General features: G+C 71.4%; 22 protein-coding genes and 1 tRNA gene. 3 read left to right on the forward strand and 20 right to left on the reverse strand.

The annotated features are described in order from the left end of the window. Positions 1-65 precede the first annotated feature (65 nt). Genes STRCI_RS16405 through STRCI_RS16415 form a run of 3 tightly spaced genes read right to left on the reverse strand, consistent with a single transcriptional unit; the run spans position 66 to position 2,129 of the window. Entirely contained in the window at positions 66-440 is a 375-nt protein-coding gene (locus STRCI_RS16405) for a type II toxin-antitoxin system death-on-curing family toxin (protein ID WP_269659700.1), read from the reverse strand. Beyond that, a complete protein-coding gene (locus tag STRCI_RS16410) occupies positions 437-637 on the reverse strand; it encodes a hypothetical protein (protein ID WP_269659701.1) in 201 nt (66 codons plus the stop codon). The genes STRCI_RS16405 and STRCI_RS16410 overlap by 4 nt, the downstream gene beginning before the upstream one ends. A gap of 49 nt (positions 638-686) precedes the next feature. Then, positions 687-2,129, reverse strand: coding sequence for an MFS transporter (locus tag STRCI_RS16415; protein WP_269659702.1), 1,443 nt, complete (start codon positions 2,127-2,129; stop codon positions 687-689). A 201-nt stretch (positions 2,130-2,330) separates the two neighbouring features. Here STRCI_RS16415 and STRCI_RS16420 point away from each other — a divergent pair. Further along, a tRNA-Cys gene (locus STRCI_RS16420) sits at positions 2,331-2,405 on the forward strand. Here STRCI_RS16420 and STRCI_RS16425 read toward each other — a convergent pair. The 11 genes from STRCI_RS16425 to STRCI_RS16475 form a co-directional block, all read right to left on the reverse strand. After that, on the reverse strand, positions 2,374-2,865 hold the full coding sequence (locus tag STRCI_RS16425; protein WP_269659703.1) for a GNAT family N-acetyltransferase: 492 nt from the start codon (positions 2,863-2,865) through the stop codon (positions 2,374-2,376). The genes STRCI_RS16420 and STRCI_RS16425 overlap by 32 nt on opposite strands. Further along, positions 2,862-3,383: an SUKH-4 family immunity protein gene (locus tag STRCI_RS16430; protein ID WP_336298800.1), complete on the reverse strand. Its 522-nt coding sequence runs from the start codon at positions 3,381-3,383 to the stop codon at positions 2,862-2,864. The genes STRCI_RS16425 and STRCI_RS16430 overlap by 4 nt, the downstream gene beginning before the upstream one ends. A gap of 70 nt (positions 3,384-3,453) precedes the next feature. Continuing rightward, a complete protein-coding gene (locus STRCI_RS16435) occupies positions 3,454-5,766 on the reverse strand; it encodes a xanthine dehydrogenase family protein molybdopterin-binding subunit (RefSeq protein WP_269659704.1) in 2,313 nt (770 codons plus the stop codon). Next, complete coding sequence (locus STRCI_RS16440) at positions 5,763-7,223, reverse strand: 2Fe-2S iron-sulfur cluster-binding protein (protein WP_269659705.1); 1,461 nt, start codon at positions 7,221-7,223, stop codon at positions 5,763-5,765. The genes STRCI_RS16435 and STRCI_RS16440 overlap by 4 nt, the downstream gene beginning before the upstream one ends. Beyond that, on the reverse strand, positions 7,220-8,113 hold the full coding sequence (locus STRCI_RS16445) for an FAD binding domain-containing protein (RefSeq protein ID WP_269659706.1): 894 nt from the start codon (positions 8,111-8,113) through the stop codon (positions 7,220-7,222). Before STRCI_RS16445 ends, STRCI_RS16440 begins: the two co-directional genes overlap by 4 nt. Before the next feature lie 224 nt (positions 8,114-8,337). Continuing rightward, a complete protein-coding gene (locus STRCI_RS16450) occupies positions 8,338-9,969 on the reverse strand; it encodes a beta-N-acetylhexosaminidase (protein WP_269659707.1) in 1,632 nt (543 codons plus the stop codon). 1 nt (position 9,970) lies between these two features. Next, positions 9,971-10,816 carry a carbohydrate ABC transporter permease gene (locus STRCI_RS16455; protein WP_269659708.1) on the reverse strand — a complete coding sequence of 282 codons (846 nt, stop codon included), beginning with the start codon at positions 10,814-10,816 and terminating at the stop codon, positions 9,971-9,973. Continuing rightward, complete coding sequence (locus STRCI_RS16460) at positions 10,813-11,703, reverse strand: carbohydrate ABC transporter permease (protein ID WP_269659709.1); 891 nt, start codon at positions 11,701-11,703, stop codon at positions 10,813-10,815. The genes STRCI_RS16455 and STRCI_RS16460 overlap by 4 nt, the downstream gene beginning before the upstream one ends. Further along, on the reverse strand, positions 11,700-12,992 hold the full coding sequence (locus STRCI_RS16465; RefSeq protein WP_269659710.1) for an extracellular solute-binding protein: 1,293 nt from the start codon (positions 12,990-12,992) through the stop codon (positions 11,700-11,702). The genes STRCI_RS16460 and STRCI_RS16465 overlap by 4 nt, the downstream gene beginning before the upstream one ends. Positions 12,993-13,181: 189 nt before the next feature. After that, the gene (locus tag STRCI_RS16470) at positions 13,182-13,472 is read right to left on the reverse strand and encodes a DUF3039 domain-containing protein (protein WP_015660057.1); all 291 of its coding nucleotides are present in this window, start codon (positions 13,470-13,472) and stop codon (positions 13,182-13,184) included. 30 nt (positions 13,473-13,502) lie between these two features. After that, positions 13,503-14,075 carry a YqgE/AlgH family protein gene (locus STRCI_RS16475; RefSeq protein ID WP_186287200.1) on the reverse strand — a complete coding sequence of 191 codons (573 nt, stop codon included), beginning with the start codon at positions 14,073-14,075 and terminating at the stop codon, positions 13,503-13,505. Positions 14,076-14,326: 251 nt separating this feature from the next. Between STRCI_RS16475 and murA the strand changes: the two genes are divergently transcribed. Next, positions 14,327-15,667 (forward strand): UDP-N-acetylglucosamine 1-carboxyvinyltransferase, encoded by a 1,341-nt coding sequence (murA, locus tag STRCI_RS16480; RefSeq protein WP_269659711.1) that lies wholly within the window; start codon positions 14,327-14,329, stop codon positions 15,665-15,667. Positions 15,668-15,830: 163 nt separating this feature from the next. Here murA and STRCI_RS16485 read toward each other — a convergent pair whose 3' ends face one another. The 6 genes from STRCI_RS16485 to STRCI_RS16510 all read right to left on the reverse strand — a co-directional run bounded on the left by STRCI_RS16485 (position 15,831) and on the right by STRCI_RS16510 (position 22,917). After that, positions 15,831-16,112 (reverse strand): HU family DNA-binding protein, encoded by a 282-nt coding sequence (locus STRCI_RS16485; protein WP_007382399.1) that lies wholly within the window; start codon positions 16,110-16,112, stop codon positions 15,831-15,833. 332 nt (positions 16,113-16,444) lie between these two features. Continuing rightward, on the reverse strand, positions 16,445-17,878 hold the full coding sequence (locus STRCI_RS16490; protein WP_269659712.1) for an NAD-dependent malic enzyme: 1,434 nt from the start codon (positions 17,876-17,878) through the stop codon (positions 16,445-16,447). Positions 17,879-18,262: 384 nt separating this feature from the next. Further along, the gene (locus STRCI_RS16495; protein WP_269659713.1) at positions 18,263-20,560 is read right to left on the reverse strand and encodes a HelD family protein; all 2,298 of its coding nucleotides are present in this window, start codon (positions 20,558-20,560) and stop codon (positions 18,263-18,265) included. A gap of 83 nt (positions 20,561-20,643) precedes the next feature. Further along, positions 20,644-21,462 carry a zf-HC2 domain-containing protein gene (locus STRCI_RS16500; RefSeq protein WP_418953342.1) on the reverse strand — a complete coding sequence of 273 codons (819 nt, stop codon included), beginning with the start codon at positions 21,460-21,462 and terminating at the stop codon, positions 20,644-20,646. Then, complete coding sequence (locus tag STRCI_RS16505; RefSeq protein WP_078598885.1) at positions 21,462-22,046, reverse strand: sigma-70 family RNA polymerase sigma factor; 585 nt, start codon at positions 22,044-22,046, stop codon at positions 21,462-21,464. Before STRCI_RS16505 ends, STRCI_RS16500 begins: the two co-directional genes overlap by 1 nt. 268 nt (positions 22,047-22,314) lie before the next feature. Next, positions 22,315-22,917 carry a CGNR zinc finger domain-containing protein gene (locus tag STRCI_RS16510; RefSeq protein WP_269659715.1) on the reverse strand — a complete coding sequence of 201 codons (603 nt, stop codon included), beginning with the start codon at positions 22,915-22,917 and terminating at the stop codon, positions 22,315-22,317. A 165-nt stretch (positions 22,918-23,082) separates the two neighbouring features. Here STRCI_RS16510 and STRCI_RS16515 point away from each other — a divergent pair, with 165 nt between their 5' ends. Then, positions 23,083-23,553 (forward strand): anthrone oxygenase family protein, encoded by a 471-nt coding sequence (locus STRCI_RS16515; RefSeq protein ID WP_269659716.1) that lies wholly within the window; start codon positions 23,083-23,085, stop codon positions 23,551-23,553. Positions 23,554-23,563 lie beyond the last annotated feature (10 nt).

Below are 23,563 nucleotides of genomic sequence, written 5' to 3' on the forward strand. Positions count from 1 at the left end.
CCTACCGGCGGACGGGTGGTGTCAACGCGCGGACAGGGCCGGGTCACCCGTGGGTGGGACCGACGTCACAACTCCCGCAGCCGCCCCGCGATCCGCCCGACGTCCACCTCGGCCCCGGACGCCCCATCGATGACCAGGTCGTACGCCGTGTCCTGGTCGCACTCGGCGAGATCGACCCCGTTGACGCGGAGGAAGGTGGCCGCGGCGAGCCAGGCGGTGCGCTTGTTCCCGTCGACCAGGGGGTGGTTGGTGGCGAGGGCGTGCAGCAGGGCGGCGGCCTGTTCGTACAGGTCGGCGTAGGCCTCCGTACCGAACATGCGGGCGCGTGGCCGCCGTACGGCGGAGGCGAACAGCCCGGCGTCCCGCACCTCGGGGGCGCGCCCGCCGAAGGCGGCCCGGGCGATGTGCTCGGCCTCGGCGACGCTGAGGTACCGGGTCACCGGCCCAGCCTCCGCAGCAGATCGGCGTGCGCGCCGGCGAGCAGTTCGGCGGCTGCACGGACCGGCGCGGACTCCTGCTCCACCCGCTGCCGTACGGCGTCCAGGGCGATGTCCTCCGGGCGGCGCGCCGTGGCGTCCGCGAGGTCGGCGAGCTCCTGCTGGAGGCCGGGCGGGAGGTGGAGGGTCGGCTCGGTCATGCCGAGCAGGGTAGGCGGGCCGCGGGCGCGCCGACGAGCGGTTTACGGCTCACCGCGTGTGCAGGCGTCGCGTCACCCAGACCCCGGCCAGCGCCACCGCCGCCATCGGCAGGAACACCGCCGCGAAGGCCGCCGGGTGCGAGCCGGAGGTCTCCGTGGCCGTGTGGCTGAGGGCGCCGCCGCCGAGGGCCGCGAAGGCGGCGCCGCCCACGGAGAGCATCACGACGTTCGACAGCGCGTCGGAGATCTGGAGGGAGGCGGAGTTGGTGCCGGCCTCCTCCGGCGCGGAGAGCTTCAGCAGGAGCACGCTGGCGGAGGAGATCACCAGGCCCATCCCGAAGCAGCCGAACGACCAGGCCACGGCCAGCGTCCACACCGGCACGGAGTCGATCAGCACGCTGGGCGCCGCCGCGATGGCCGCGGCCACCAGCACCATCCCGAACGTGGTCAGCCGCTCCCGGTACGGCTCAAGACGCGGCCGGGACTGCAGCCACGACCCCGCCGCCCAGGTCCCGCCACCGGCCGCGAGGGAGAACCCGGCGAGCGTCGGCGACAGCCCTCGCTGGGTGACCAGCATCAGCGGTACGAAGGACTCGGCGGCGATGAAGGAGCCCGAGGCGACGCCGCGCAACAGCACCACGGAGGGCAGTCCACGGGCGGCTCGGTAGGTGCCGCGCGGGAGGAGGCCGAGGACTGCCGGGACCAGCAGCGCGGCGCCCACCGCGCCGGGCAGCAGGGACAGCGGGCGCAGATCCTGGGCGGCGTACTGGAGCAGGCCCGCGCCCAGGGAGATCCCGAGGGCGAGGCGGATGCGGCGCCGGTCGAAGGACGGGGCCGCCCCGGCCACCGGGCCTGAGGCGCGGCGCTTTATCTGCGGCAGGGCGAGCGCCAGCGGGAAGACGACGAGCACCGGGATGCCGACGAACACCCAGCGCCAGCCGAGGTGTTCGGTGACCGCGCCGGAGGCGAGCGGCCCGACGATCGAGGGGACGACCCAGCTCGCCGCGAACGCGGCCACGATGGCGGGCCGCAGCCGCTCGGGGTAGGCCCGCCCGATCACGACGTACAGCGCGACGATCACCAGCCCGCCGCCGAGGCCCTGTACGGCCCGCCCCAGCACGAACAGCCACATCGCCGTGGCCGTCCCGGCCAGCAGCAGCCCGGCGGCGAAGGCCGCGATCCCGGCGCTCACCGCCCCGACGGGACCGCGCCGGTCCGCCCACTGTCCCGCGAGCACCATCCCGAACAGGGAGGTGGTGAAGAACCCCGAGAACGCGAACGCGTACAGCGACACCCCGTCCAGTTCCCGCGCAGCGACCGGCATGGCCGTGCCGACGGCCGTCGCCTCGAAGGCGATCAGCAGCACGACGGAGACGATCCCGATGCTGAGCGCGCGGTACGACCGGCTCAGCACGGTGTCGGCGGAGGCGTCCTTGTCGGCGGGCTCGGCGTCGTGCGCGACGGCGGTGTCGCGGGGATCGGGGCTGGTCATGCGAGCCAGCGTAAGGTCCGCAGCCGCCCACCGCCCCTGTCAGGAGACGGTCTCGGCCTGCGACCTTGGTCGTACGACCGGGGCCCCGTTTCCCGCACATGGCCCGCTTTATGAACGCGGCATGGCAGTCCCGTTGCAGCCCCCGCGATCCCCTTGAGCCCCTCCCCCGGGGCGGCCTAGCTTCTAGGCACTGAAGGACACGGCCGTGTGCCCGAGTGGTTCAGGGGCGCGACTGCAAATCGCGTTACGCGGGTTCGATTCCCGCCACGGCCTCCAGGTGGGTTTGCAGCAGGCGCGGGGAGTTCTCGAAGCCCTGGCGGGCGTAGGCCGGTATCGCTCGCGGGGAGGAGTGGACGGTGACGCGCTCCAGGCCCAGCGCCGCGGCGGCGGCCAGGGTCTCGGTGATCAGCCGGCTGCCCAGGCCCGTGTCCCGGGCCTCGGGGGCGACGTAGACGCACTGGAGGTCGCCGGAGGCGCGGTGGAGGGCGCGCGGGGTCGGTACCCGGTGCACGACCGCCAGCCAGGTCATGCCGATGACGACCGAGTCGCGGACCAGGACCGTGCAGCGGTGCGAGGAGGAGTTCTCGGCCGCCCAGGCGACGAAGTGGCGGATGAACTCCGGGCGTTCGAGCGTCGTCGGAGTGTCGCCGTGCTCCGCCATCCACTGCCAGCGCAGGCCCGCGACCGCCGCCAGGTCGGCCGGTTCCGCCGGGCGGATCGTGATGTCTTCCGTCATGCGCACAGGGTGTCCCGGTGCAGCAGCCACAAGGTGAAGGCCAGGGTGGAGACGTCCGCGGGCAGGGGGTGGGGCGCCGGATCGGTCGGCGTCCAGGTCAGCAGGGTGCCCGTCGCGCCGTCCAGGAGAAGGATGCCGGCTTCTTCCAGGTGGCCGAGGATGATCAGGCGGTCGGCGTCCGGGGGGAGTTCACCGAAGGCCCCGGCGGTGCGGGCCTCGGTGAGGGTCGGCAGCACCTCGTCCCCGTGCAGCCGGAACAGGGCGTGTTCCTCCGGCAGTCCCGTCTCGCTCAGGAAGCGGCGGGTCGGGGCGTGGGTGAGTGCGGCCGGGAAGTCGACGTCCTCGAAGCGCATCACGCCGCCACGGCCGAACTCCTCGGCGAGCAGCCGGGCCGGGACGGAGACGGCCAGGCCCGACGCCTCGCGCAGGTCCGGCTCCGGACCCGCCACCAGCGTCAGCGTGGTGATCAAACGGCCGTCCCGGCGCAGCTGTTCCGGTTCGGCGAGCGTCGCGATCATGGTGTCCCCCGTTCGTGTCCCGACACCTCCGAACACTACGCCGCACCACTGACAACGCCCGCGCAGCGGCTCACGTGCCGCTCGTCACCACCGCCGCCTGCGGACGGATCGGCAGCCGGTTCACCGGACGGCCCGTCGCCGCGCGCACCGCCGAGGCGATCGCCGCGGGGGAAGCCACCACCGGCACCGCGCTCACCGCCTTCGCGCCGAACGGCGCCACCACGTCCCGTTCCTCCACCAGCTTCACGATCCTGATGTCCGGGGCGTCCAGGGCCGTTGGCAGGGCGTAGCCGGTCAGGTCGGGATGCCGTATCGAGCCGCGGGCCGTGCGCAGGTTCTCCGTCAGCGCTATGCCGACGCCCTGCGTGACGCCCGCCTCGATCCGCGCCGCGAGCTGAGCGGGGTTCAGCACCCGGCCCACGTCCTGGGCGAGCGCCAGCTCCACCACCCGGACCGAGCCCAGCTCGATGTCGACGTCCACGACCGCGCGGATCGCGCAGAACGCCAGGCCCACGAAGGCGTCGCCCTGGCCGGCCTCGTCCAGCGGCTCGGTGGGGTGCGGGCGGCACTGCGCGGTCGCCCACAGCTCCTTGCCGTCCATCGCCTCGGTGACGGTGGTCGACAGGACGCCGTCGTACGAGGTGATCTTTCCGTCGGTGATCTGGAGCAGCTCGGTGGACATACCGAACTTGTGCGCGAGGGGCTGGAGCAGCTGGGTACGGACCATCTTCGCCGCGCGCTCCACCGCACCGCCCGACACCCAGGTGTGCCGGCCGCGGCAGCCCGGGCCCGCCGGGGGCTGGTCGGTGTCGACCGGGGCGACATGGACCTCGTCGATGCCGAGGGTCTCCTGGACGATCTGGCGGGCCAGCGTGGCGAAGCCCTGGCCGGTCTCCACCGCCGCGCACAGGACCGTGGCGATGCCGTCCTGCACCTTGACCGTCGCCGTGGAGACCTCGTCGGCGCCCTCCGTGCCCAGCATGTGCACCATGCCGAGCCCGTAGCCCACGCCGCGGCGCACCGCGCCCGGTTCGCCCGCGCCCTCGGGCCCGCCGGGCAGCAGCCACTCGTCCTCGGGGGTGTCCTTGGGCAGCGGCGGCAACGGGAAGTCGCGCACCGCCTGGAGGAGTTCGGCGACCGGCGCCGGGCAGGTGACCGTCTGGCCGGTGGGCAGGACGTCGCCAGTGGCGAGCACATTGCGCAGGCGCAGCTCGGCCGGGTCCACGCCGAGCTTCTTGGCCAGCTTGTCCATCTGCGCCTCGTAGGCGGCGGCGACCTGCATGGCGCCCTCGCCGCGGACATGTCCTGAGGGCGGGTTGTTGGTGCGGACCGCCCAGCCCTCGATGAAGGCGTTCGGCACGACATAGGGGCCGCAGGCGAAGGACACCGCGGCCGCCAGGGCCTCGGCGGAGGTGTCCGCGTACGCGCCCGCGTCCAGCAGGATCTGCGCCTCGACCTTGACCAGCTTGCCCTCGGCGTCCGCGTGGTGACGGTAGCGCAGGAGCGTCGGATGCCGGTGGACGTGGCCGAGGAAGGACTCCTCGCGGGTGGCCGTCAGCTTCACCGGGCAGCCGGTCTTCAGCGCCAGCAGGCCCAGCGGGAGCTGGAAGCCCTGGTCCTCGCGGTCGGCGGTGGCGCCGGGGACGCCGGTGACGACGATCTTCACGCGGTCGGGCGCGAGGCCGTAGCAGGCGGCGGCGGTGTCGCGGTCGCGGTGCGGGTCGGTGGAGGCGAGGTAGAGCTCCACCCCGCCGTCCGGGCGGGGCACGGCGAGTCCGGCCTCGGCCCCGATGGGCGCCGGGTCCTGGCGGCCGATGCGGTACAGGCCCTCGACGACGATCTCGGCGGCCGCGTCGGGGTCGCCGTGGCGCAGCGGGATGTGCCGGATCAGGTTGCCGTCGGGGTGCAGCGGCTCGGCCTCGAAGGCCTGCTCGGGGTCGGTGACCGGGTCGAGGACCTCGTACTCGACGATGACCGCCGCGGCGGCCATCCGCGCGGTGTCGGGGTGGTCGGCGGCGACGGCGGCGATGGGCTCGCCGTGGTGGCGTACCACCTCGGAGGCGAACACCGGCCGGTCGGCGGTGCCGCGGCCGTGCACCGGGGTGCCGGGGACGTCCTCGTGGGTGACGACGGCGCGGACGCCGGGCATCTCCCGCGCGTGGGTGGTGTCGATCGACACGATGCGCGCGTGCGCGTGCGGCGAGCGCAGCACGGCCGCCCACAGCAGGCCCTCGGCCCACAGGTCGGCGGCGTAGGGGAAGGTGCCCTCGGTCTTGGCGCGGGCGTCGGCGGCCGGCAGCGAGACACCGAGGCCGTGCGGAATCGGCTCGGGGGCGGGGGCGGCCTCCGCGGCAGTGGGCGCGGTGACGGCGTCGTTGCTCACGCCTGGCCTCCGTCCTGGCCGTACGGCTGGTCATGCGGGGTGGTGGGGTCCAGGGCGGACGGGTGGACGCCGCCGGCTCCCGGGCCCGCCTGATGCGGGATGCGGGCCTCGTCCGGGTCCGCCTCGGCGTCGGCCCCGCTGTGCGCCTCGCGTTCGGCGACGACCTCCTTGACGGCCTCGACGACCCCGCGGTAGCCGGAGCAGCGGCACAGGTTGCCGCAGAGCGCCTGGCGGGTCTCCAGCTCGGTCGGGGCGGGGTTGCCCTCCAGGAGATCGTGCACGGTCATCGCCATGCCGGGCACGCAGAAGCCGCACTGGACGGCGCCGCACCGGGCGAGCGCGCGCTGCACGTCGGAGGGCTGTCCGTCGACGGCGAGGCCCTCGACGGTACGCACCTCGGCGCCGGCCGCGGTCACGGCGGGCACCAGGCAGGAGGCGACGAGCCGTCCGTCGACCTGGACGTTGCAGGCCCCGCACTCGCCCTGCGAGCAGCCGTCCTTGGCACCCGCGAGCCCGAGCCGCTCGCGCAGCACGTACAGCAGCGACTCGCCGATCCAGGCGTCGGTGACGGGCCGGTCGGCGCCGTTGACCCGCAAGACGTAGGAGGCGAGGGGGTGTTCCTCGCCGGTCATCGAGGACGACTCCGCGGCGTCCTCGTCCGGCCCGGCCACGGCGCCCTCGGCGGCCTCCTCGGCCTCCCGGGCGCCCTCGTCGGCCCCGTCCGCCTCAGGGGCCTCCACAGCGCCCTGAGAGGCGTCCTCAGGGGTCTCGGGGGCCTCGGCCTCGTCAGGTGCCGCGGGCGGCTCCGACACGGCCGGGGCGGCGTCGGCGGGCCCGTGCGCGTCGGCCGGGCGTCCCCAGGGCTCGCCGATCGCCTGGGCCGGCTGACCCGGCTGGGTCGGCCCGCCCGGCTCCGTCGGCTGGGCCGCCCAGGGTGCGGCCGCGCCGCCGGGCAGGGTGGCGGGCGGGTTGCCGCCCCACTGCTCGACCAGCGCCGAGGTGGTGAACTCGCCCGATTCGTCCGGAAGGTCGCCGTCCGCGACGGGGATCGACCACTGGCCCGTGACGTCGTGTCCGGGCGCCGGTCCGTCGGCCTGGGCGTCCTCGAAGTTCCACTGTCCGGTGGCGCCGGGGCTGTACGTGAACCGGTCGTTGCCGGTCTCCTCGGGGCCGGTGCCCGCCTCGGGCCACTGGACGCCGCCCGCGGGCATCGCCCAGCTGCCGGTGGCCGCCGGGTCGGTGCCCGCGGTGGTGGCGGGCGTGACCGTTATGGGCGGGGGCACATAGCCGTGCCCGGGCGCGGCCAGCGGGCTGTCGGTGGAGGCCAGCAGGGCGTCGATCCCGCCCTCGGGAAGCTTGACGAAGGCGGTGGCGCCGTCGTCGTAGTCGCCCTGGGGCAGCGGGTCCCAGCGGCTCGCGCCCTGCGGGGCGCCCTCTCCTTGCCGGTCGTCGGTCACGACAGCGCCCTCCCCAGTGCTCGTCGGGCCAGCGCGGCGACGGTGCGCCGCAGATGCAGTACGGCGGGCGGCAGCGGTTCCACGGAGCCGTCCTCGGCCGGCACGGGGTCGGGGATGCAGGCCGCGGCGACGTACTCGCCGAAGGCGGCCAGCGCCTCCGGGACGATGGCGCGGTCGTTGTCCCAGTCGATCAGCTGCGCGACCCACTGCTCGGCCTCCAGGGGCCGCAGCGGCATCGGCGCTATGGCGCCCACGGCGCACCGCACACCCCGCCGCGCGGGGTCGAGGACCAGCGCCACGGAGGCCATGGCGCGTCCGGGTCCGGTCCGGCCGGTCGCCTTGAGGAAGACCTGGGGGGCGTGCAGCAGCGGCACGCGCACGTAGCCGATGAGTTCGCCGGGCCGCAGCATCTCCACTCCGGCCAGCAGGTGCGACACCGGGATCTCCCCGCGGGCGCCGCCCGGGCCCGCGATGATCAGCGTCGCCTCCAGGGCGGCCAGCACCGGCAGCGCGTCGCCCGTGGGGGCGGCGCCGGCGATGTTGCCGCCCAGGGTGCCGGCGTTGCGGATCTGCGGCGGGCCCGCGGCGCGCGCGGACGCGGCGAGCGCCGGGATCAGGGCGGCGAAGTCGGGGCGGCCCATGCGTGCGTGGGTGAGTCCGGCCCCGAGCAGGGCGTGCCCGTCCTGGTACTGCCAGCCGCGGATCTCGCTGATCCGGCCCAGGCCGACCAGCGCGGCCGGCCGGAGCTGCCCGGAGTTGACGGCGGCCATCAGATCGGTGCCGCCGGCCACCGGAACGGCGGCCGGCATGGCGGTGAGCGCCGCCACGGCCTCGTCCAGCGTCGTGGGCAGCGTGACGGCCTGCGCCGCCTGCGGTGCGTGCGTGGTCAAACCGGCTGCCCCTTCCCGCTGCCCCACCTGGTCCCACCTGTTGCTGCCGTACGGTACGTGCTGACAGGGCGGACGTGGCAACTCTGGCACATCTTCGTGGGGCCCGAACGCGGGGGTCCGCTAGGAGGCATTCGCCCACTTCACCGGGGAGATGGTCCGTTTTCGTACGGCTTCACCGGTGCGCGTGAATTGCCTCTCTTCGGTGACCCTGCCGGTTTTCTCCACTACCTGTTCGGGGGCGCTCCTTCCAGCGGGCGGCCGAGCACTCCGGGGCGCCGCTGCCACGGGAGCGGCCCGGCGGGCGGGCGGTAGCCGACGCCCAGGGCGTCCAGGCGGGCGTAGTGGGCCGTCATCCGGCGCTCGAAGTCGGCGAAGTCCCGCTGGTCGGGGGCGGGCAGACGACTCCAGGCCACTTCGGCGAAGGCCGACAGACGCGGGAACGTCTGGTAGTCCACCCGCGCGGGGCTCTCCATCACCTCGGTCCACACATTGGCCTGCGTCCCGATGACGTGCGGTGCCTCCTCCGGGGTCAGATCGGCTGGAACGGGCTCGAACCGGTAGACGTCCTCCAGGGTGCGGACGTAGCCGATGGGGACCGGCTCCTCCTCGCCCGCGGCCTGGCGGTGGTCCAAGTACACGTACTGCTCGGGACACATGACGACGTCGTGGCCGGCCCGCGCGGCGGCGATCCCGCCCGCGTATCCGCGCCAGGAGGACACCGCCGCGCCCTTGGCGAGGCCGCCCTCCAGGATCTCGTCCCAGCCGATGAGGCGGCGGCCGCGTTCGGAGAGCCACTCGTCGAAGTGGGCGATGAACCACGCCTGGAGTTCGTCCTCGTCGGCGAGTCCGAGTTCCCGGATGCGCGCCTGTGCCGTCGGTGACCGCCGCCACTGGTCCTTCGGGCATTCGTCGCCGCCGACATGGATGAACTCCGAGGGGAACAGACCGAGGAGTTCCTCGAACACCCCCTCGTAGAAGCGCAGGGTGTTGTCAGTGGGGGCGAGTACGTTGGCGGAGATTCCCCAGTTGTCCCAGACGGTCAGGGAGGTGGTGTCGATGACGTCGGTGTTGCCGAGTTCCGGGTACGCGGCGATGGCGGCCTGCGAGTGGCCGGGTACGTCGATTTCGGGGACGACGGTGATATGCCGCTCGGCGGCGTAGGCGACGATCTCGCGGATGTCGTCCTGGGTGTAGTGGCCACCGTGCGGCTTCTCCTCCCACAGCTCGGAGGCGCGGTGGCCGAATTTCGTGCGCGCCCGCCAGGATCCGGCCGCGGTGAGCCGGGGGTACTTCTTGATCTCGACGCGCCAGCCCTGATCGTCGGTCAAGTGGAAGTGGAGGACGTTGAGTTTGTGCGCGGCCATCAGGTCCAGGTAGCGCAGCACCTGGTCCTTGGGCAGGAAGTGCCGGGCGACGTCGAGCATGAGGCCGCGCCAGCGGAAGCGGGGCGCGTCCGCGATGGTCTGGTGCGGGACGCCGTAGGAGATCCCCGGTCGCACCGGCGCCTTGCGGAAGGCGTCGGGTCCGAGGAGCTGACGCAGTGTCTGCGCGCCCCAGAAGACACCGGCCGCGTCGCCGCCACGGATCTCGATGCCCTGGTCGGCGACGACGGTGAGCCGGTACCCCTCGGGCTCCAGGCCGGCGTCGACGACCAGCCGCAGGGCGTTCCGGGCGTCCTCAGGACCGGGGCGCAGCGGCAGGCCGAGGGCCTGGCCCAGCGTGGCCCGCAGCCAGCGTTCCGTGCTGCCGGTGCCGGGCGCGGCCCACAGGGTGGTGCTCTCCTCCAGGGAGAACCCGCACCGGCCGGGCCCCTCGATCACACGGGGCGCCGGAATCAGTTCCGTCGGTGAAGTCACGTCAGTCCTTAACCGCTCCGCCCAGTCCCGAGACCAGGCGTCGCTGCACGAGTACGAAGAACACCAGCACCGGAATCGTCATCACCGTCGAGGCGGCCATCACACCGCCCCAGTCCGGCTCGTCCGGCTTGTAGAAGACCAGCAGCGCCATCGGCAGCGTCGACTGCGAAGTGTCGCTGATGATGAACGACTTGGCGAAGAGGAAGTCGTTCCAGGCCGAGATGAAGGAAAAGACGCTCGTGGCGACCAACCCGGGCAGCACGAGCGGGAAAAGGATCTGCCACAGGAATCGCGCCCGGCTCGCCCCGTCGAGGTACGCGGCCTCCTCCAGAGCCTCCGGAACCGCTTTCACGAAACCGCGCAGCATCCAGATCGCGAACGGCAGCGAGAAGGCGATGTGGGGCAGGATCAGCGAGCCCAGGGTGTTGAGCTGACCGGCGTCCCGCATGAGGAAGAACAAGGGGATCGTGAGGGCTTCCACGGGCACCATCTGGGCCACCAGAAACATGATCAGCAAGGTGGTTCGGAAGCGGAAGCGGAATCGGGTCACGGCGGTCGCCGCGAGAAACGCGATGAGCGCCGAGGCGACCACCACCGAGCCCGCGACAACAAGGCTGTTGACGAAATACCGACCAAATTCCTGCTGCTCGAACACGCGCCGAAAGGAGTCCAGCGAGGGCGCCGTCGTCCAGGGCCGCGCCTCGGTCGACTCGATCTCGCCGGCCGGTTTGAAGGCGCTGAGCACCATCCAGTACAGCGGGAAGGCGACGACCGCCGCGATCAGCAGCGCGGTCACTTCCGCGGCGAACCGCCACGGGCGGGCCACAAGGCCCCGAAGAAGATTCACAGCTCCTCCCCCTGGCGGCGCAGCAGTCGCAGGTACCCGAGCGTCACCGCGAGCAGGATCAGCAGCATCACGATGCCGATCGCCGAGCCGAGGCTGTACTGCGAGGAGGCGAACGCCTTCTGGTAGGCGTACACGTTGAGGACCAGGTTCTGGCCCGCGATGCCGCCGCCGTTGGTCATGACGTAGATCTGGGTGAACACCTTGAAGTCCCAGATGACGGACTGGATGGTGACGACGACGAGGATCGGCCGCAGCATCGGCGCGAGCACCGAGCGCCAGATCCGCCACTGCGAGGCGCCGTCCAGCGCGGCGGCCTCCAGCACCTCGCCGGGCACGGCCCGGATCCCGGCGTAGACGGTGACCATCACGAACGGGAAGGAGCACCACACCACTTCGAGCAGGACGAGGAAGAAGGCGCTGAACCTTCCGTACGTCCAGGAGTGGTCGCCGAGGCCCAGCACGCGGTTCACGGGCCCGAAGTCGGCGTCGAACAGGAACAGCCACACGGTCGATCCGGTGACGGCCGGGGTGGCCCAGGCCCCGAGCGCCGCCAGCATCAGCGCGAGCCGCGGCACGGCCCGCACCCGGGTGAGCAGCACGGCGAGCGCGCACCCGACGCCGAGCGTCGACACCACACAGGCGGCCGCGAACACCACGGTCGCCAGCAGGACTTCCCAGAACTGGGAGTCCCCGAACAGCTCGGCGTAGTTCCCGAACCCCTCGAAGGTGGCCGGCTCCCCGCCACTGACCTGGGCCTGGGTGTAGTGGAAGAGGGAGATCAGCCCGAGCTGGTAGATGGGGTAGGCGAGGAGTCCGCCGAGGACGACGAGAGCGGGGGCGAGATAGAGCCAGGGAGTCCAGGTCTTGCGGTGGGTCACCGAGGTCACCCGATGGACCCGAACGCGTCATTCATCTCGGCTGCCGCGTCCTTGGAGGCTGCCGCCACCGACTTCTTGCCGCTCACGATCTCCTGGAACATCGTCGGCAGCACCAGCGAGGAGTCGATCTGGGCCCACGCGGGAGACGCCGGGACGAACTTGGTGCCCGAGCCCAGGGTCTCCACGAACGGCTTCACGAACGGCTCCTTCGCCGCCGCCTGCTGCCGTACGTCGGAGTAGGTCGGCAGGAAGCCCATCGCGTCGAACATCGAGGCCTGCGTCTCCTTGGACGCCAGCCGCTTCATCAGGTCGACGGCGAGGGTGCGGTGCGAGGTGCTCTTCAGTACGCCGATGTTGTTGCCGCCCGCGAAGGCGGGAGCGATCTCCCCCTCCTGCACCCCGGGCAGCGGGACGACGGCGTACTTGCCCTTGACCTTCCCGGCCTCCACCGCCGCGTGGCTGAAGTCCCCGCCGATCGCCATCCCCGCCTTGCCGGCGGCGAACGCCGTCACGGTGTCGTTGCCGCCCATGCCGGCGCAGGTCGCGGCCGGGCAGTTGTCGTCGCCGAACAACGACGTGTACGCCTTGATGCCCTGCTGCGCGGCGGCGCTGTCGATGGCGGAGGCGTACGAGCCGCCCTTGCCGGTGGCCAGTTCGCCGCCGTTGGCCCAGACGAAGGGCATCGCGCCGTAGGTGTAGGCGCCGCCGACGGCGAGGCCGTACAACTCCGGCTTCTCGGCCCGTATCTCCTTCGCCGTGGAGATCAGCTCGGCCTGGGTGCCCGGGACTTCGAGGCCGAGTTCGTCGAAGACGTCCGTGCGGTAGTACAGCGCGCGGACGCCGACGAAGTACGGGGCGCCGTAGACCTTGCCGTCCACCGTGACCGACTGCCTGGCGGTGGGGTCGGTGTCCTTGGCCTCGGGCCAGTCGCCGAACTCCTCGGTGATGTCGAGGAGTCCGCCGTCCTTCACATAGCCCGCGGTGTCGGTGTTGCCGTACTCGATGACGTCGGGCGCGCTCTTGGGGTCGTTGAAGGCGGCCTTGATGCGCTGGGCGCGGGTCTCGACGGGGATGTACTCGACGGTGACCTTCGTGTCCTTGTGAGCCTTCTCGAAGGCGGCGAGGACGGAGTCGACCACCTTCTCCTTGGGCTGGTTGCTGACCTCCTGGAAGAGCCAGACCCGCAGGGTGCCGGTCTTGTCGTCCTTGTCGGACGCGGAGTTGTCGGACGTCTGGGGCGCACAGGCGGCGGCCATGACAGCGAGGAGCACGGCCAGACGGGCGGCGGGGAGCTTCATGGAGCGATCCTCCGAGCGTTGCAACATATGCAATGACTGTTTTGCTCTGCACAACAACAAACCGGAGGCTAGGGACTACATGAACACGTCGACAAGAGGTCTCAACCACTTCGTGACACACGAAGGCCCCCGGAGCGCACCAGAAAGCGCGCCCCGGGGGCCTTCGAAGACGTCAGACGACGAGCAGGACTACTTCTTCTTGTCGCCGCCCTTGCCCTTGTCGTCGCCGCCGGCGCCCATGGACTCGTAGATCTCCTTGCACATGGGACACACGGGGTACTTCTTCGGATCGCGGCCGGGCACCCAGACCTTGCCGCACAGCGCCACGACGGGGGTCCCGTCGAGGGCGCTCGCCATGATCTTATCCTTCTGGACGTAGTGGGCGAAGCGCTCGTGGTCGCCGTCGCCGTGGGACACCTGTGGCGTCGGCTCTACGAGGGTCCCCGTACCAGTCCCGCGCTCGGGCTCAAGAGTGCTCATAACAACCAAGAGTACTGAAGCTCACATGCGTCAGTTGAGCGAAGGGTCGTCCGGATACGTGGCCACCATCGCGAGTTCGTTGCGCTGGCGGCGCAGCACCTCCCGCCAGAGTCTCTCCGGGGCCGGCGAGGAGACATCGCCCGGCTCCGACTCCACGACGTACCAGGCGCCCTCCACCAGCTCGTCCTCCAGCTGGCCGGGCCCCCAGCCCGCGTACCCCGCGAAGATCCGCAGCGAGCCGAGCGCCGAGGCGAGCAGCTCGGGCGGGGCCTCCAGATCCACCAGACCGATCGCGCCGTGCACCCGCCGCCATCCGAGCGGGGCGCTCTCGCCGCTCGCTCCGCCGGGGATGACCGCGACGCCGAGGGCGGAGTCGAGGGACACCGGGCCGCCCTGGAAGACGACCCCGGGCTCGCCCGCGAGATCGCCCCAGCCCTCCAGGATGTCGCCCACGTCCACCGGGGTCGGACGGTTGAGGACGACGCCGAGCGAGCCCTCCTCGTCGTGGTCGAGAAGGAGCACCACCGCGCGGTCGAAGTTCGGGTCCGCCAGGGCGGGCGTTGCCACGAGCAACCGCCCTGTGAGCGAGGACACCTCGGTCATGCCAGACATGATCCCGCATCTTTCCTCCGTGTGGGGAGGCAATCCCGGTAAGGGAGTGAACGCAGCTCAGCGCGGCGCCGAGCGCCCCCGGCGCACACCCGCCGCAGTGACCCCTCGTGCCCGGCGAAGAACCGTTCGTGTTGTGACACAGCTATGACGAAGCTGGGCGGTACTTGGGCTTACTGAAGGGGGGTGGACGGCGTTTACCCTGTTTCCTCGGCCCCTGCCCATCTCATCGGAACGCGAGATACATGACCGTCAACGACGATGTCCTGCTTGTCCACGGCGGAACCCCGCTGGAGGGCGAGATCCGTGTCCGCGGTGCGAAGAACCTCGTACCGAAGGCCATGGTCGCCGCCCTGCTCGGCAGTGAGCCAAGTCGACTGCGCAACGTTCCGGACATTCGCGACGTCCGGGTCGTACGCGGACTGCTCCAGCTGCACGGTGTGACGGTCCGTCCGGGCGACGAGCCCGGCGAACTGGTCATGGACCCCTCGCACGTGGAGAGCGCGAACGTCGCTGACATCGATGCCCACGCGGGTTCGAGCCGGATCCCGATCCTGCTGTGCGGTCCGCTGCTGCACCGCATCGGGCACGCCTTCATCCCGGGTCTCGGCGGCTGTGACATCGGCGGCCGGCCCATCGACTTCCACTTCGAGGTGCTGCGGCAGTTCGGCGCGACGATCGAGAAGCGGGCTGACGGCCAGTATCTGGAGGCCCCGCAGCGGCTGCGCGGCACGAAGATCCGGCTGCCGTACCCGTCCGTCGGCGCGACCGAGCAGGTGCTGCTGACGGCGGTCCTCGCGGAGGGTGTCACCGAGCTCTCGAACGCGGCCGTGGAGCCGGAGATCGAGGACCTCATCTGCGTGCTGCAGAAGATGGGCGCCATCATCGGCGTGGACACCGACCGCACGATCCGCGTCACCGGTGTGGACAAGCTCGGCGGCTACACCCACCGCGCCCTGCCGGACCGCCTGGAGGCCGCCTCCTGGGCGTCCGCCGCGCTCGCGACCGAGGGCAACATCTACGTCCGGGGCGCCCAGCAGCGCTCGATGATGACGTTCCTGAACACCTACCGCAAGGTCGGCGGCGCCTTCGAGATCGACGACGAGGGCATCCGCTTCTGGCACCCCGGCGGCCAGTTGAAGTCCATCGCGCTGGAGACGGACGTGCACCCCGGCTTCCAGACGGACTGGCAGCAGCCGCTGGTGGTGGCCCTCACCCAGGCCACGGGCCTGTCCATCATCCACGAGACGGTCTACGAGTCCCGCCTCGGCTTCACCTCCGCGCTGAACCAGATGGGCGCCCACATCCAGCTCTACCGCGAGTGCCTCGGCGGCTCCGACTGCCGTTTCGGCCAGCGCAACTTCCTGCACTCCGCGGTCGTCTCCGGCCCCACCAAGCTCCAGGGCGCCGACCTGGTCATCCCCGACCTCCGCGGCGGCTTCTCCTACCTCATCGCGGCCCTGGCGGCCCAGGGAACCTCCCGGGTCCACGGCATCGACCTCATCAACCGCGGCTACGAGAACTTCATGGAGAAGCTCGTGGAACTGGGCGCGAAGGTGGAACTGCCCGGCAAGGCGCTCGGCTAGCCGGCACGGTCGTACATACGGCGAAGGGGCGGCACCCGGATTCGGGTGCCGCCCCTTCGAGGTTCACTGCGTCGCCGGGTAAGGGGCGCGGGGAACTGCGCGACCAGCCACAGCGGACCGGCAGTCGCCCACGGCGCCACACCGCAACGGCGAACAGGCGCCCCTACTTGCCCTTGGCGGCTTCCTTCAGCTTGGAGCCCGCGGAAACCTTCACGCTGTAGCCGGCCGGGATCTGGATCGGGTCGCCGGTCTGCGGGTTGCGGGCGGTGCGAGCGGCACGGTGGGTGCGCTCGAAGGTCAGGAAGCCGGGGATGGTGACCTTCTCGTCGCCCTTGGCGACGATCTCGCCGACGGTCTCGGCGAACGCGGCCAGCACGGCGTCGGCGTCCTTGCGGGTCACCTCGGCGCGGTCGGCCAGCGCGGCCACCAGCTCACTGCGGTTCATGTTGTTACTCCCGTGTTCTTCTTGCTGTTGAGGCGTGCCACGCGGCGGAGCCGCATAGTGGGCACAGCGAAGCCGATGCTGCCAGGGTCCTGTGACAGTCCCCGGACCCGGGTCCGTCGTCAGACCCTCGCGCCCAGAGACGCATCCTGCCCCTACCTGCGGCGGGAAAGCCAATCCGGCACCCGTCCGAGTCGTGAGAACACCCTTGGGAGTCACACGAAAAGAGGGCCTGAGCCTGGCCGACACCATAAACGGCTGTCACAGGCCCTCGGTTCCACGACGCGCCGCTACAAGGGCTTGCCGTGGCGATCGTCACGTCCGCCGGACGCCGTTCAGATCACGGAGTCGTTGCCCGAGCCGGCTCCGACCGCCCTCGCGGCCTCCCGCACCGCACCCGCCACCGCGCCCGCGACCTTGTCGTTGAAGACGCTCGGGATGATGTAGTTGGGGTTCAGCTCGTCCTCGGTCACCACATCCGCCAGGGCCTTCGCGGCCGCCAGCATCATCTCGGTGTTGACCGTGCGGGACTGCGCGTCCAGCAGACCGCGGAACACACCCGGGAAGACCAGCACGTTGTTGATCTGGTTCGGGAAGTCGGAACGGCCGGTGGCCACAACGGCCGCCGTCTGACGGGCGATTGCCGGGTCGACCTCGGGGTCGGGGTTCGCGAGCGCGAACACGATCGCGCCCTCCGCCATGGCGGCCACATCGGTGCCGTCGAGGACGTTCGGGGCCGAGACGCCGATGAAGACGTCCGCGTCGCGCACGGCCTCCTTCAGGGTGCCGGTCAGGCCCTCGGGGTTGGTGTTGTCGGCGATCCAGCGCAGCGGCGAGTCGGCCGCGGCGTCCACCAGGTCCTCGCGCCCGGCGTGCACCACGCCGTGGATGTCGGCGACGACGGCGTTCTTCACACCCGCCGCGATCAGCAGCTTCAGGATGGCCGTACCGGCCGCGCCGGCGCCGGACATGACGACCCGGATGCCCTCGATGGACTTGCCGGCCACGCGCAGCGCGTTGGTCAGGGCGGCGAGGACGACGATCGCCGTGCCGTGCTGGTCGTCGTGGAAGACGGGGATGTCGAGGGCCTCGCGCAGCCGGGCCTCGATCTCGAAGCAGCGGGGTGCGGAGATGTCCTCCAGGTTGATGCCCGCGAAGCCGGGGGCGATGGCCTTCACGATCTCGACGATCGCGTCGGTGTCCTGGGTGTCCAGGCAGATCGGCCAGGCGTCGATCCCGGCGAACCGCTTGAACAGGGCCGCCTTGCCCTCCATGACCGGCAGCGCGGCCTTGGGGCCGATGTTGCCGAGGCCGAGGACCGCGGAGCCGTCGGTGACGACCGCGACGGAGTTGCGCTTGATGGTGAGGCGGCGGGCGTCCTCAGGGTTCTCGGCGATGGCCATGCAGACCCGGGCCACACCCGGGGTGTAGATCATGGAGAGGTCGTCACGGTTGCGGATGGGATGCTTCGACGCCATCTCGATCTTGCCGCCGAGGTGCATCAGGAACGTACGGTCGGAGACCTTGCCGAGGGTCACGCCCTCGATGGTCCTGAGCTGCTCGACGATCTCGTCGGCGTGGGCGGTGGACGTCGCCGCGATGGTGACGTCGATACGGAGCTTCTCGTGCCCGGACGCGGTGACGTCGAGGCCGGTCACCGAGCCTCCGTGGGACTCGACGGCCGTGGTGAGCTGGGAGACCGCCGTTCCGCTCGCGGGCACCTCCAGCCGGACCGTCATCGAGTAGGAGACGCTGGGCGCCGTTGCCATGGCCGACTTCCTCTGCTTTCACCGTGTCGCGAAGTTGTGCCGTCCGATCGTCGCACCTACCGCTGAGTACGTGGTAGCCGCCTTGGATTGCGCTCTTTTTGTTCACGACCGAACGACGACCCAACAGCAATTTTGGAAAACGACTTCCACCATACGAGAAGTGATCAGGCAACGGAAGAGGCCCACGTCACACTTGGTGACGTGGGCCTCTCGGACGCTGAAGTGACACCGACCCGCCATGCTCGCCTCGCGGCAAGTGGTCGCTCGTAGCGACGAAGGTTGGGCCCGGGGGCTTGGATCGGGCCGGTGTCACACCCAGGCTAACAAACCGATCCCGTAAGCCCATTCCCGTCCCGGCGGTCCGTCCCGGAGAAGATCCGGCCGTCAGTCCCGCAGCAGATCCGGCACCCCCGTCGCGTCCGGCTCGTCCCGTTCGCCGGAGACCACCGTGAGCTGCTGGGTGGCGCGGGTGAGGGCGACGTACAGGACGCGCAGTCCGGCCGGTGACTCGTCGGCGATCTCCGCCGGGGAGACGACGACGGTGGCGTCGTACTCCAGGCCCTTGGCCTCCAGGGAGCCGAGGGCCACCACCCGGTCGCCGAGTCCGGCGAGCCAGCGGGCGGCCTCCTCGCGGCGCTGCATGGCGACGACCACGCCGACCGTGCCGTCGACCCGCTCCAGCAGCCGCGCGGCCTCCTCGCGAACCGTTTCCGCCAGGGTGTCCCGGACCACGGCGAACCGCGGCCGGACGCCCGTCGAGCGGACCGCGGTCGGTGACTCGGAGCCCGGCATGGCCAGCGCCAGCACCTTCGCGGCCAGCTCGGCGATCTCCGCGGGGTTGCGGTAGTTCACGGTGAGCTGGAAGCGGCGGCGCGGGCGGGTGCCGAGCGCCTCGTCGCGGGCCTCGGCGGCCTCGTCGGGGTCGGACCAGGAGGACTGGGCCGGGTCGCCGACGACCGTCCAGGTGGCGTGACGGCCGCGGCGGCCGACCATGCGCCACTGCATCGGGGTGAGGTCCTGGGCCTCGTCGACGATGACATGGGCGTACTCGACCCGCTCCTGCGCGAGCCGCTCGGCGCGTTCGCGCTGGCTCTCCTCGCGCACCGGCATCAGCTCCTCCAGGCCGGTGAGCTGGTCCAGCGGGTCCAGTTCGCGCTTCTTCCGCGGGCGGGCCGGGGCGCCGAGGATCGCCTGGAGCTCGTCGAGCATGGCGATGTCGTGCACCGAGTGCCCGTCGCGGCGCAGCGAGCGGGCGACCCGGCGGACCTCGCCGGGGTTGAGGACGCGCCGCGCCCAGCGGCCGAGGCGCCGCTCGTCGGCCATCTGCGCGAGCACGCCCTTCGGGGTCAGCTCCGGCCACCAGGCGTCGAGGAACTCGATGAAGGAGTCCTCGCCGGTCACGTCCTCGTCGAAGGAGGAGCGCAGCTCGGCGGCGAGCTCGGGGTCGGAGTGCCGGGTGGCGCCGCCCGACCGCGACCACAGGGCGTCCAGGAGCAGCTTGCGGGCGCGCGGACGCAGCAGGTTCACGGGGGCGGTGCCGCTGAGGGCGTTGCGGCGGACCGCCTCCAGGTCCCGGGCCTCCAGCTCCAGCCGGCGGCCGAAGGCGACCACCCTCAGCCGGGCCGGAGAATCGTTCAGCTCCAGGGCTCCGCGGGCGGCCTTCCGGAGCACCTTGAGCATGCGGTACGAGCCCTTGGCGCGGGCCGTGGCCGGGGCGTCGTAGAGGCCGGCCTCGGCGCCGTCGACCAGGGAGCCGATCGCGCGGATGGCGACCTGGCCCTCCTCGCCGAGGGAGGGCAGCACGCCCTCGGTGTACGCCACCAGCAGCGGGGTCGGGGAGACGATCAGGATGCCGCCCGAGTAGCGGCGCCGGTCCTGGTAGAGCAGATAGGCGGCGCGGTGCAGGGCGACGGCCGTCTTGCCGGTGCCGGGGCCGCCCTCGACATAGGTCACGGAGGCGGCGGGGGCCCGGATGACCACGTCCTGTTCGGCCTGGATGGAGGCGACGATGTCCCGCATGGAGTGGGTGCGGGCCTGTCCGAGGGCCGCCATCAGGGCGCCGTCGCCGATCACCGGCAGTTCCTCGCCGGCCAGGAACGCCTTCAGCTCGGGGCGCATCAGGTCGTCCTCGACACCGAGCACCCGGCGGCCCTTGGAGCGGATGACCCGGCGCCGCACGACCCGGCCGGGGTCGACCGGGGTGGAGCGGTAGAAGGGGGCCGCGGCGGGCGCCCGCCAGTCGATGACCAGCGGGGCGTAGTCGTGGTCCAGGACGCCGATCCGCCCGATGTGCAGGGTCTCGGCGATATCGGCGGTCTGGTCGGGGCGGACCGCGCCCTCGGCGGGCTCGACGGCGGTGTAGGCGCCGTCCGGGCCCTTCTTGCCGTCCTTGCCGAGCAGCAGGTCGATCCGGCCGAAGAGGAAGTCCTCGTACTCGTTGTTCAGCCGGTTGAGGTGGACACCCGCCCGGAAGACCTGCGCGTCCCGTTCGGCGAGCGCGCCGGGTGTGCCGACCTGGCCGCGCTTGGCCGCGTCGTGCATGAGGAACTCCGCCTCGTGGATCTTCTCCTCAAGGCGCCGGTACACCCGGTCCAGGTGTTCCTGTTCGACGCTGATCTCACGGTCCCGGACCGAGTCCGGGACCGAGCCGACCGCGGTTTCCTGCTGAGCCTGTGCGGCCACCGGGCCCCCTTCTGACGTGCTGGGCAGCCGTCAACCGTACGCGAAAGGGGGCCCTGGAAGCTATGCGTCCGCAGCGTGTGGCCTCACACGGCCACCTCGACCAGCCGCTTGCCCTCGAAGGTCATGACCTCGAAACGCTCGATCTCCTCGGGCGTGAAGGCCGCTCCGCCGTGCACGTACAGCGGCTGCTTGGCCTGCTCGGTCTTGGCGTTCGGGATGCCGTAGCCCCACTTCGGGACGGACCACGAGGTGATCGTCTCGCGCTCGCCGTTCTTTCCCACGGCGATCAGGGAGCACTTCTCCGGGCCGGTGACGTTCTTCAGCTCCAGCACGGCGTGGGTGCCCCAGGCCTTGGACTCCATGGCGACCGTCGCGGAGACCTTGGTGGAGGCGTCCCGGCCGGAGACCCGGTCGGTCATGACGTCGAACGCGTCCTTGGCGGGGCTGGTGGAGTGCGCCTCGGGGGACGTACCGCCGTCGTCGCCGGTGGTGGCGATGGCGGCGACCGGGCCACCGATGATCAGCGCGGCAGCGGCTGCGACCATGTAGAAGCTGCGGCGGCGGGTCATCGCGCGGCGCTCGGCGACCTCGTCGACGAGGTTGTTCACCAGCCTCGGGCTCGGCTTCGCCGAGAGCGACTCCCCGATGGCGGGTGTGCCGGAGCCCGGCAGGTCCGCGAGCGCGGCCAGCATCGGCTCCATCCCGGCCAGCTCGTCGAGCTGCTGGGCGCACCACTCGCAGGTCGCGAGATGCATTTCGAAAGCGGTTGCTTCGGCGTCGTCGAGAATCCCGAGGGCATAGGCGCCGACGGTCTCGTGCTCGTTCGTGCCCGAAGAGCCCTGCGTTCCCATGGGGCCAGACATACCCGGACCCCCTGCTCCGTATCCCCCGTATGTGTTCATCACGCCGTCACCCCCCGCTCCTCCAGAGCCAGCTTCATCGACCGCAGGGCGTAGAACACCCGGGAACGGACGGTGCCGCTGGGTATCCCCAGGGTCTCCGCCGCCTCGTTGACCGTACGCCCCTTGAAGTACGTCTCGACGAGGACCTCCCGGTGGGCGGGGGTCAGGTCGTCGAGCGCGTCCGACAGCGTCATCAACCACAGCGCCTTGTCGATCTCGTCCTCCGCGGGGATGACCTCCAGCGGCGACGGATCGACCTCCTGCGGCCGGGCCTGCCGGCTGCGGTGGCCGTCGATGACGATGCGGCGCGCGACCGTCACCAGCCAGGGGCGTACCGATCCGGTCGCTCGATTGAGCTGACCGGCGTTCTTCCAGGCACGGATGAGCGTCTCCTGCACGACGTCCTCCGCGCGCTGCCGGTCACCGGCGACCAGCCGCAGGACATACGCAAGCAGGGGTCCGGCGTGCTCCCTGTACAGAGCACGCATCAGCTCCTCGTCAGGTTCGACCGAGGGCTGGGACATGCGATGTCGGGCCCTCGATCCACGTTCATTGGCCACGGCCGCATCCTTGCGCACGCCCACCTCCGGTGTCCGGGGGTTCCCCCAGTCGGTCGCTCCACCACCCGTACGGACCGGGCCCGTTGTGTGTTCAAACCTGGCTGACAGTTTTCTCCGGGGTGACATGACGGACGGGACACGGAGGCACATTCCCCCCTCAATGTCTTTACATTTTCGCCATGAAGAAAGTCTGGACGTCATTGGTCCAGACCTGGAGAAGGTAAACGGTATGTAATCGAAATCACTTCGATTTTCTTCGACTGCCCTGTCACGGAAAGGACATAAGGGATCGTCAGGCGCGGGCGAGCGCGGCCCTGCGTCGATGACGGGCGACCCGCTCCCGGTTTCCGCAGACCTCACTGCTGCACCAGCGGCGCCGTCGCCCGCGCGAGGTGTCGAGGTAGACGATCGGGCAGTTGTCGCCCTCGCACTGGCGCAGTCCGGCCCGGGCGAGCGGATCGGTCAGCAGCTCCACGGCGTCCCGGGCGACCGCGGCGAGCAGCGCGGCCCGCTCCGGGGGCCCCGCCAACTCCCGTACGAGACTGCCGTCCTGGACGCGGACCGCGCGCGGGGCGGGCGGCGCGGTACGGGCGGTGTCGTTGACCCGGGCCAGCGCGGGGCCGTACGACGACCAGGTCCTGACCTCGGCGGAGAGCGCGCCGCGCACCAACAGGTCGATACCTCCGCGCAGTTCGCGGAAGTCGACCAGCCAGGAGGCGTCGGCGCGGGTGAGCGGGGTCCCCGGTGGGACGAGCCCCGAACCCGTGATCCACGCGCACAACACCTCGACGGAGTCGAGCCGTTCCACGGGGTGGGTCGTCGCCAGCAGATCGAGACAGATCCGTCCGGCGCCGAAGCGCAGCTCGTACGAGACCGTGGCCGTACCCAGTGCCATGTGCCTGTCACCGCCTAGGGGTCACCCCGGGTCCGGCCCGGACGAACCGTTCCCTCTAACAGTGCCTGCCCGCTCGCGCGCCCGGAACCCCTCGTTGGACGCACGCGTATGCGGCCGCGCGTCAGGGCCATGTCCGGTGCGGGGCGCCACCGCTTGACTCGACGCATGACCCAGACACGAGCCAACGCGCTGACCACCGCCGCCGTCGTCACCACCGGCCTGCTCGCCGGTTCCTTCTACGTCTTCGCGTGCGGGGTGATGCCGGCGCTGGCGCGGAGTTCGGACGCGGTGTTCGTCGAGGTGATGCGCGACGTCGACGAGGTGATCCAGAACCCGGTGTTCATGCTGAGCTTCCTCGGGGCGCCGCTGCTCACGGCGGTCGCGGCGTGGCGGCTCCGGTCCGCGCCGGGCGGCCGGTGGATGTGGGCGGCGCTCGTGGCGAACGCGCTTGCCCTCCTGGTGACGGTGGCGCTGAACATCCCGCTCAACGAGACCTTGGGGGACGCGCGGCCGCCGTCCGAGATCCGGGAGGAGTTCGAGGACCCGTGGGTGGCGTGGAACATGGTGCGGGCGGGGCTGTCGACGGTGGCGCTGGGGTGCTTGGCGTGGGCGGCCACGGCACGTCGGCGGGGGTGAGCACGCTCGC

Origin of the sequence: Streptomyces cinnabarinus (assembly GCF_027270315.1) — a bacterium.
GTDB lineage: Bacteria > Actinomycetota > Actinomycetes > Streptomycetales > Streptomycetaceae > Streptomyces > Streptomyces cinnabarinus.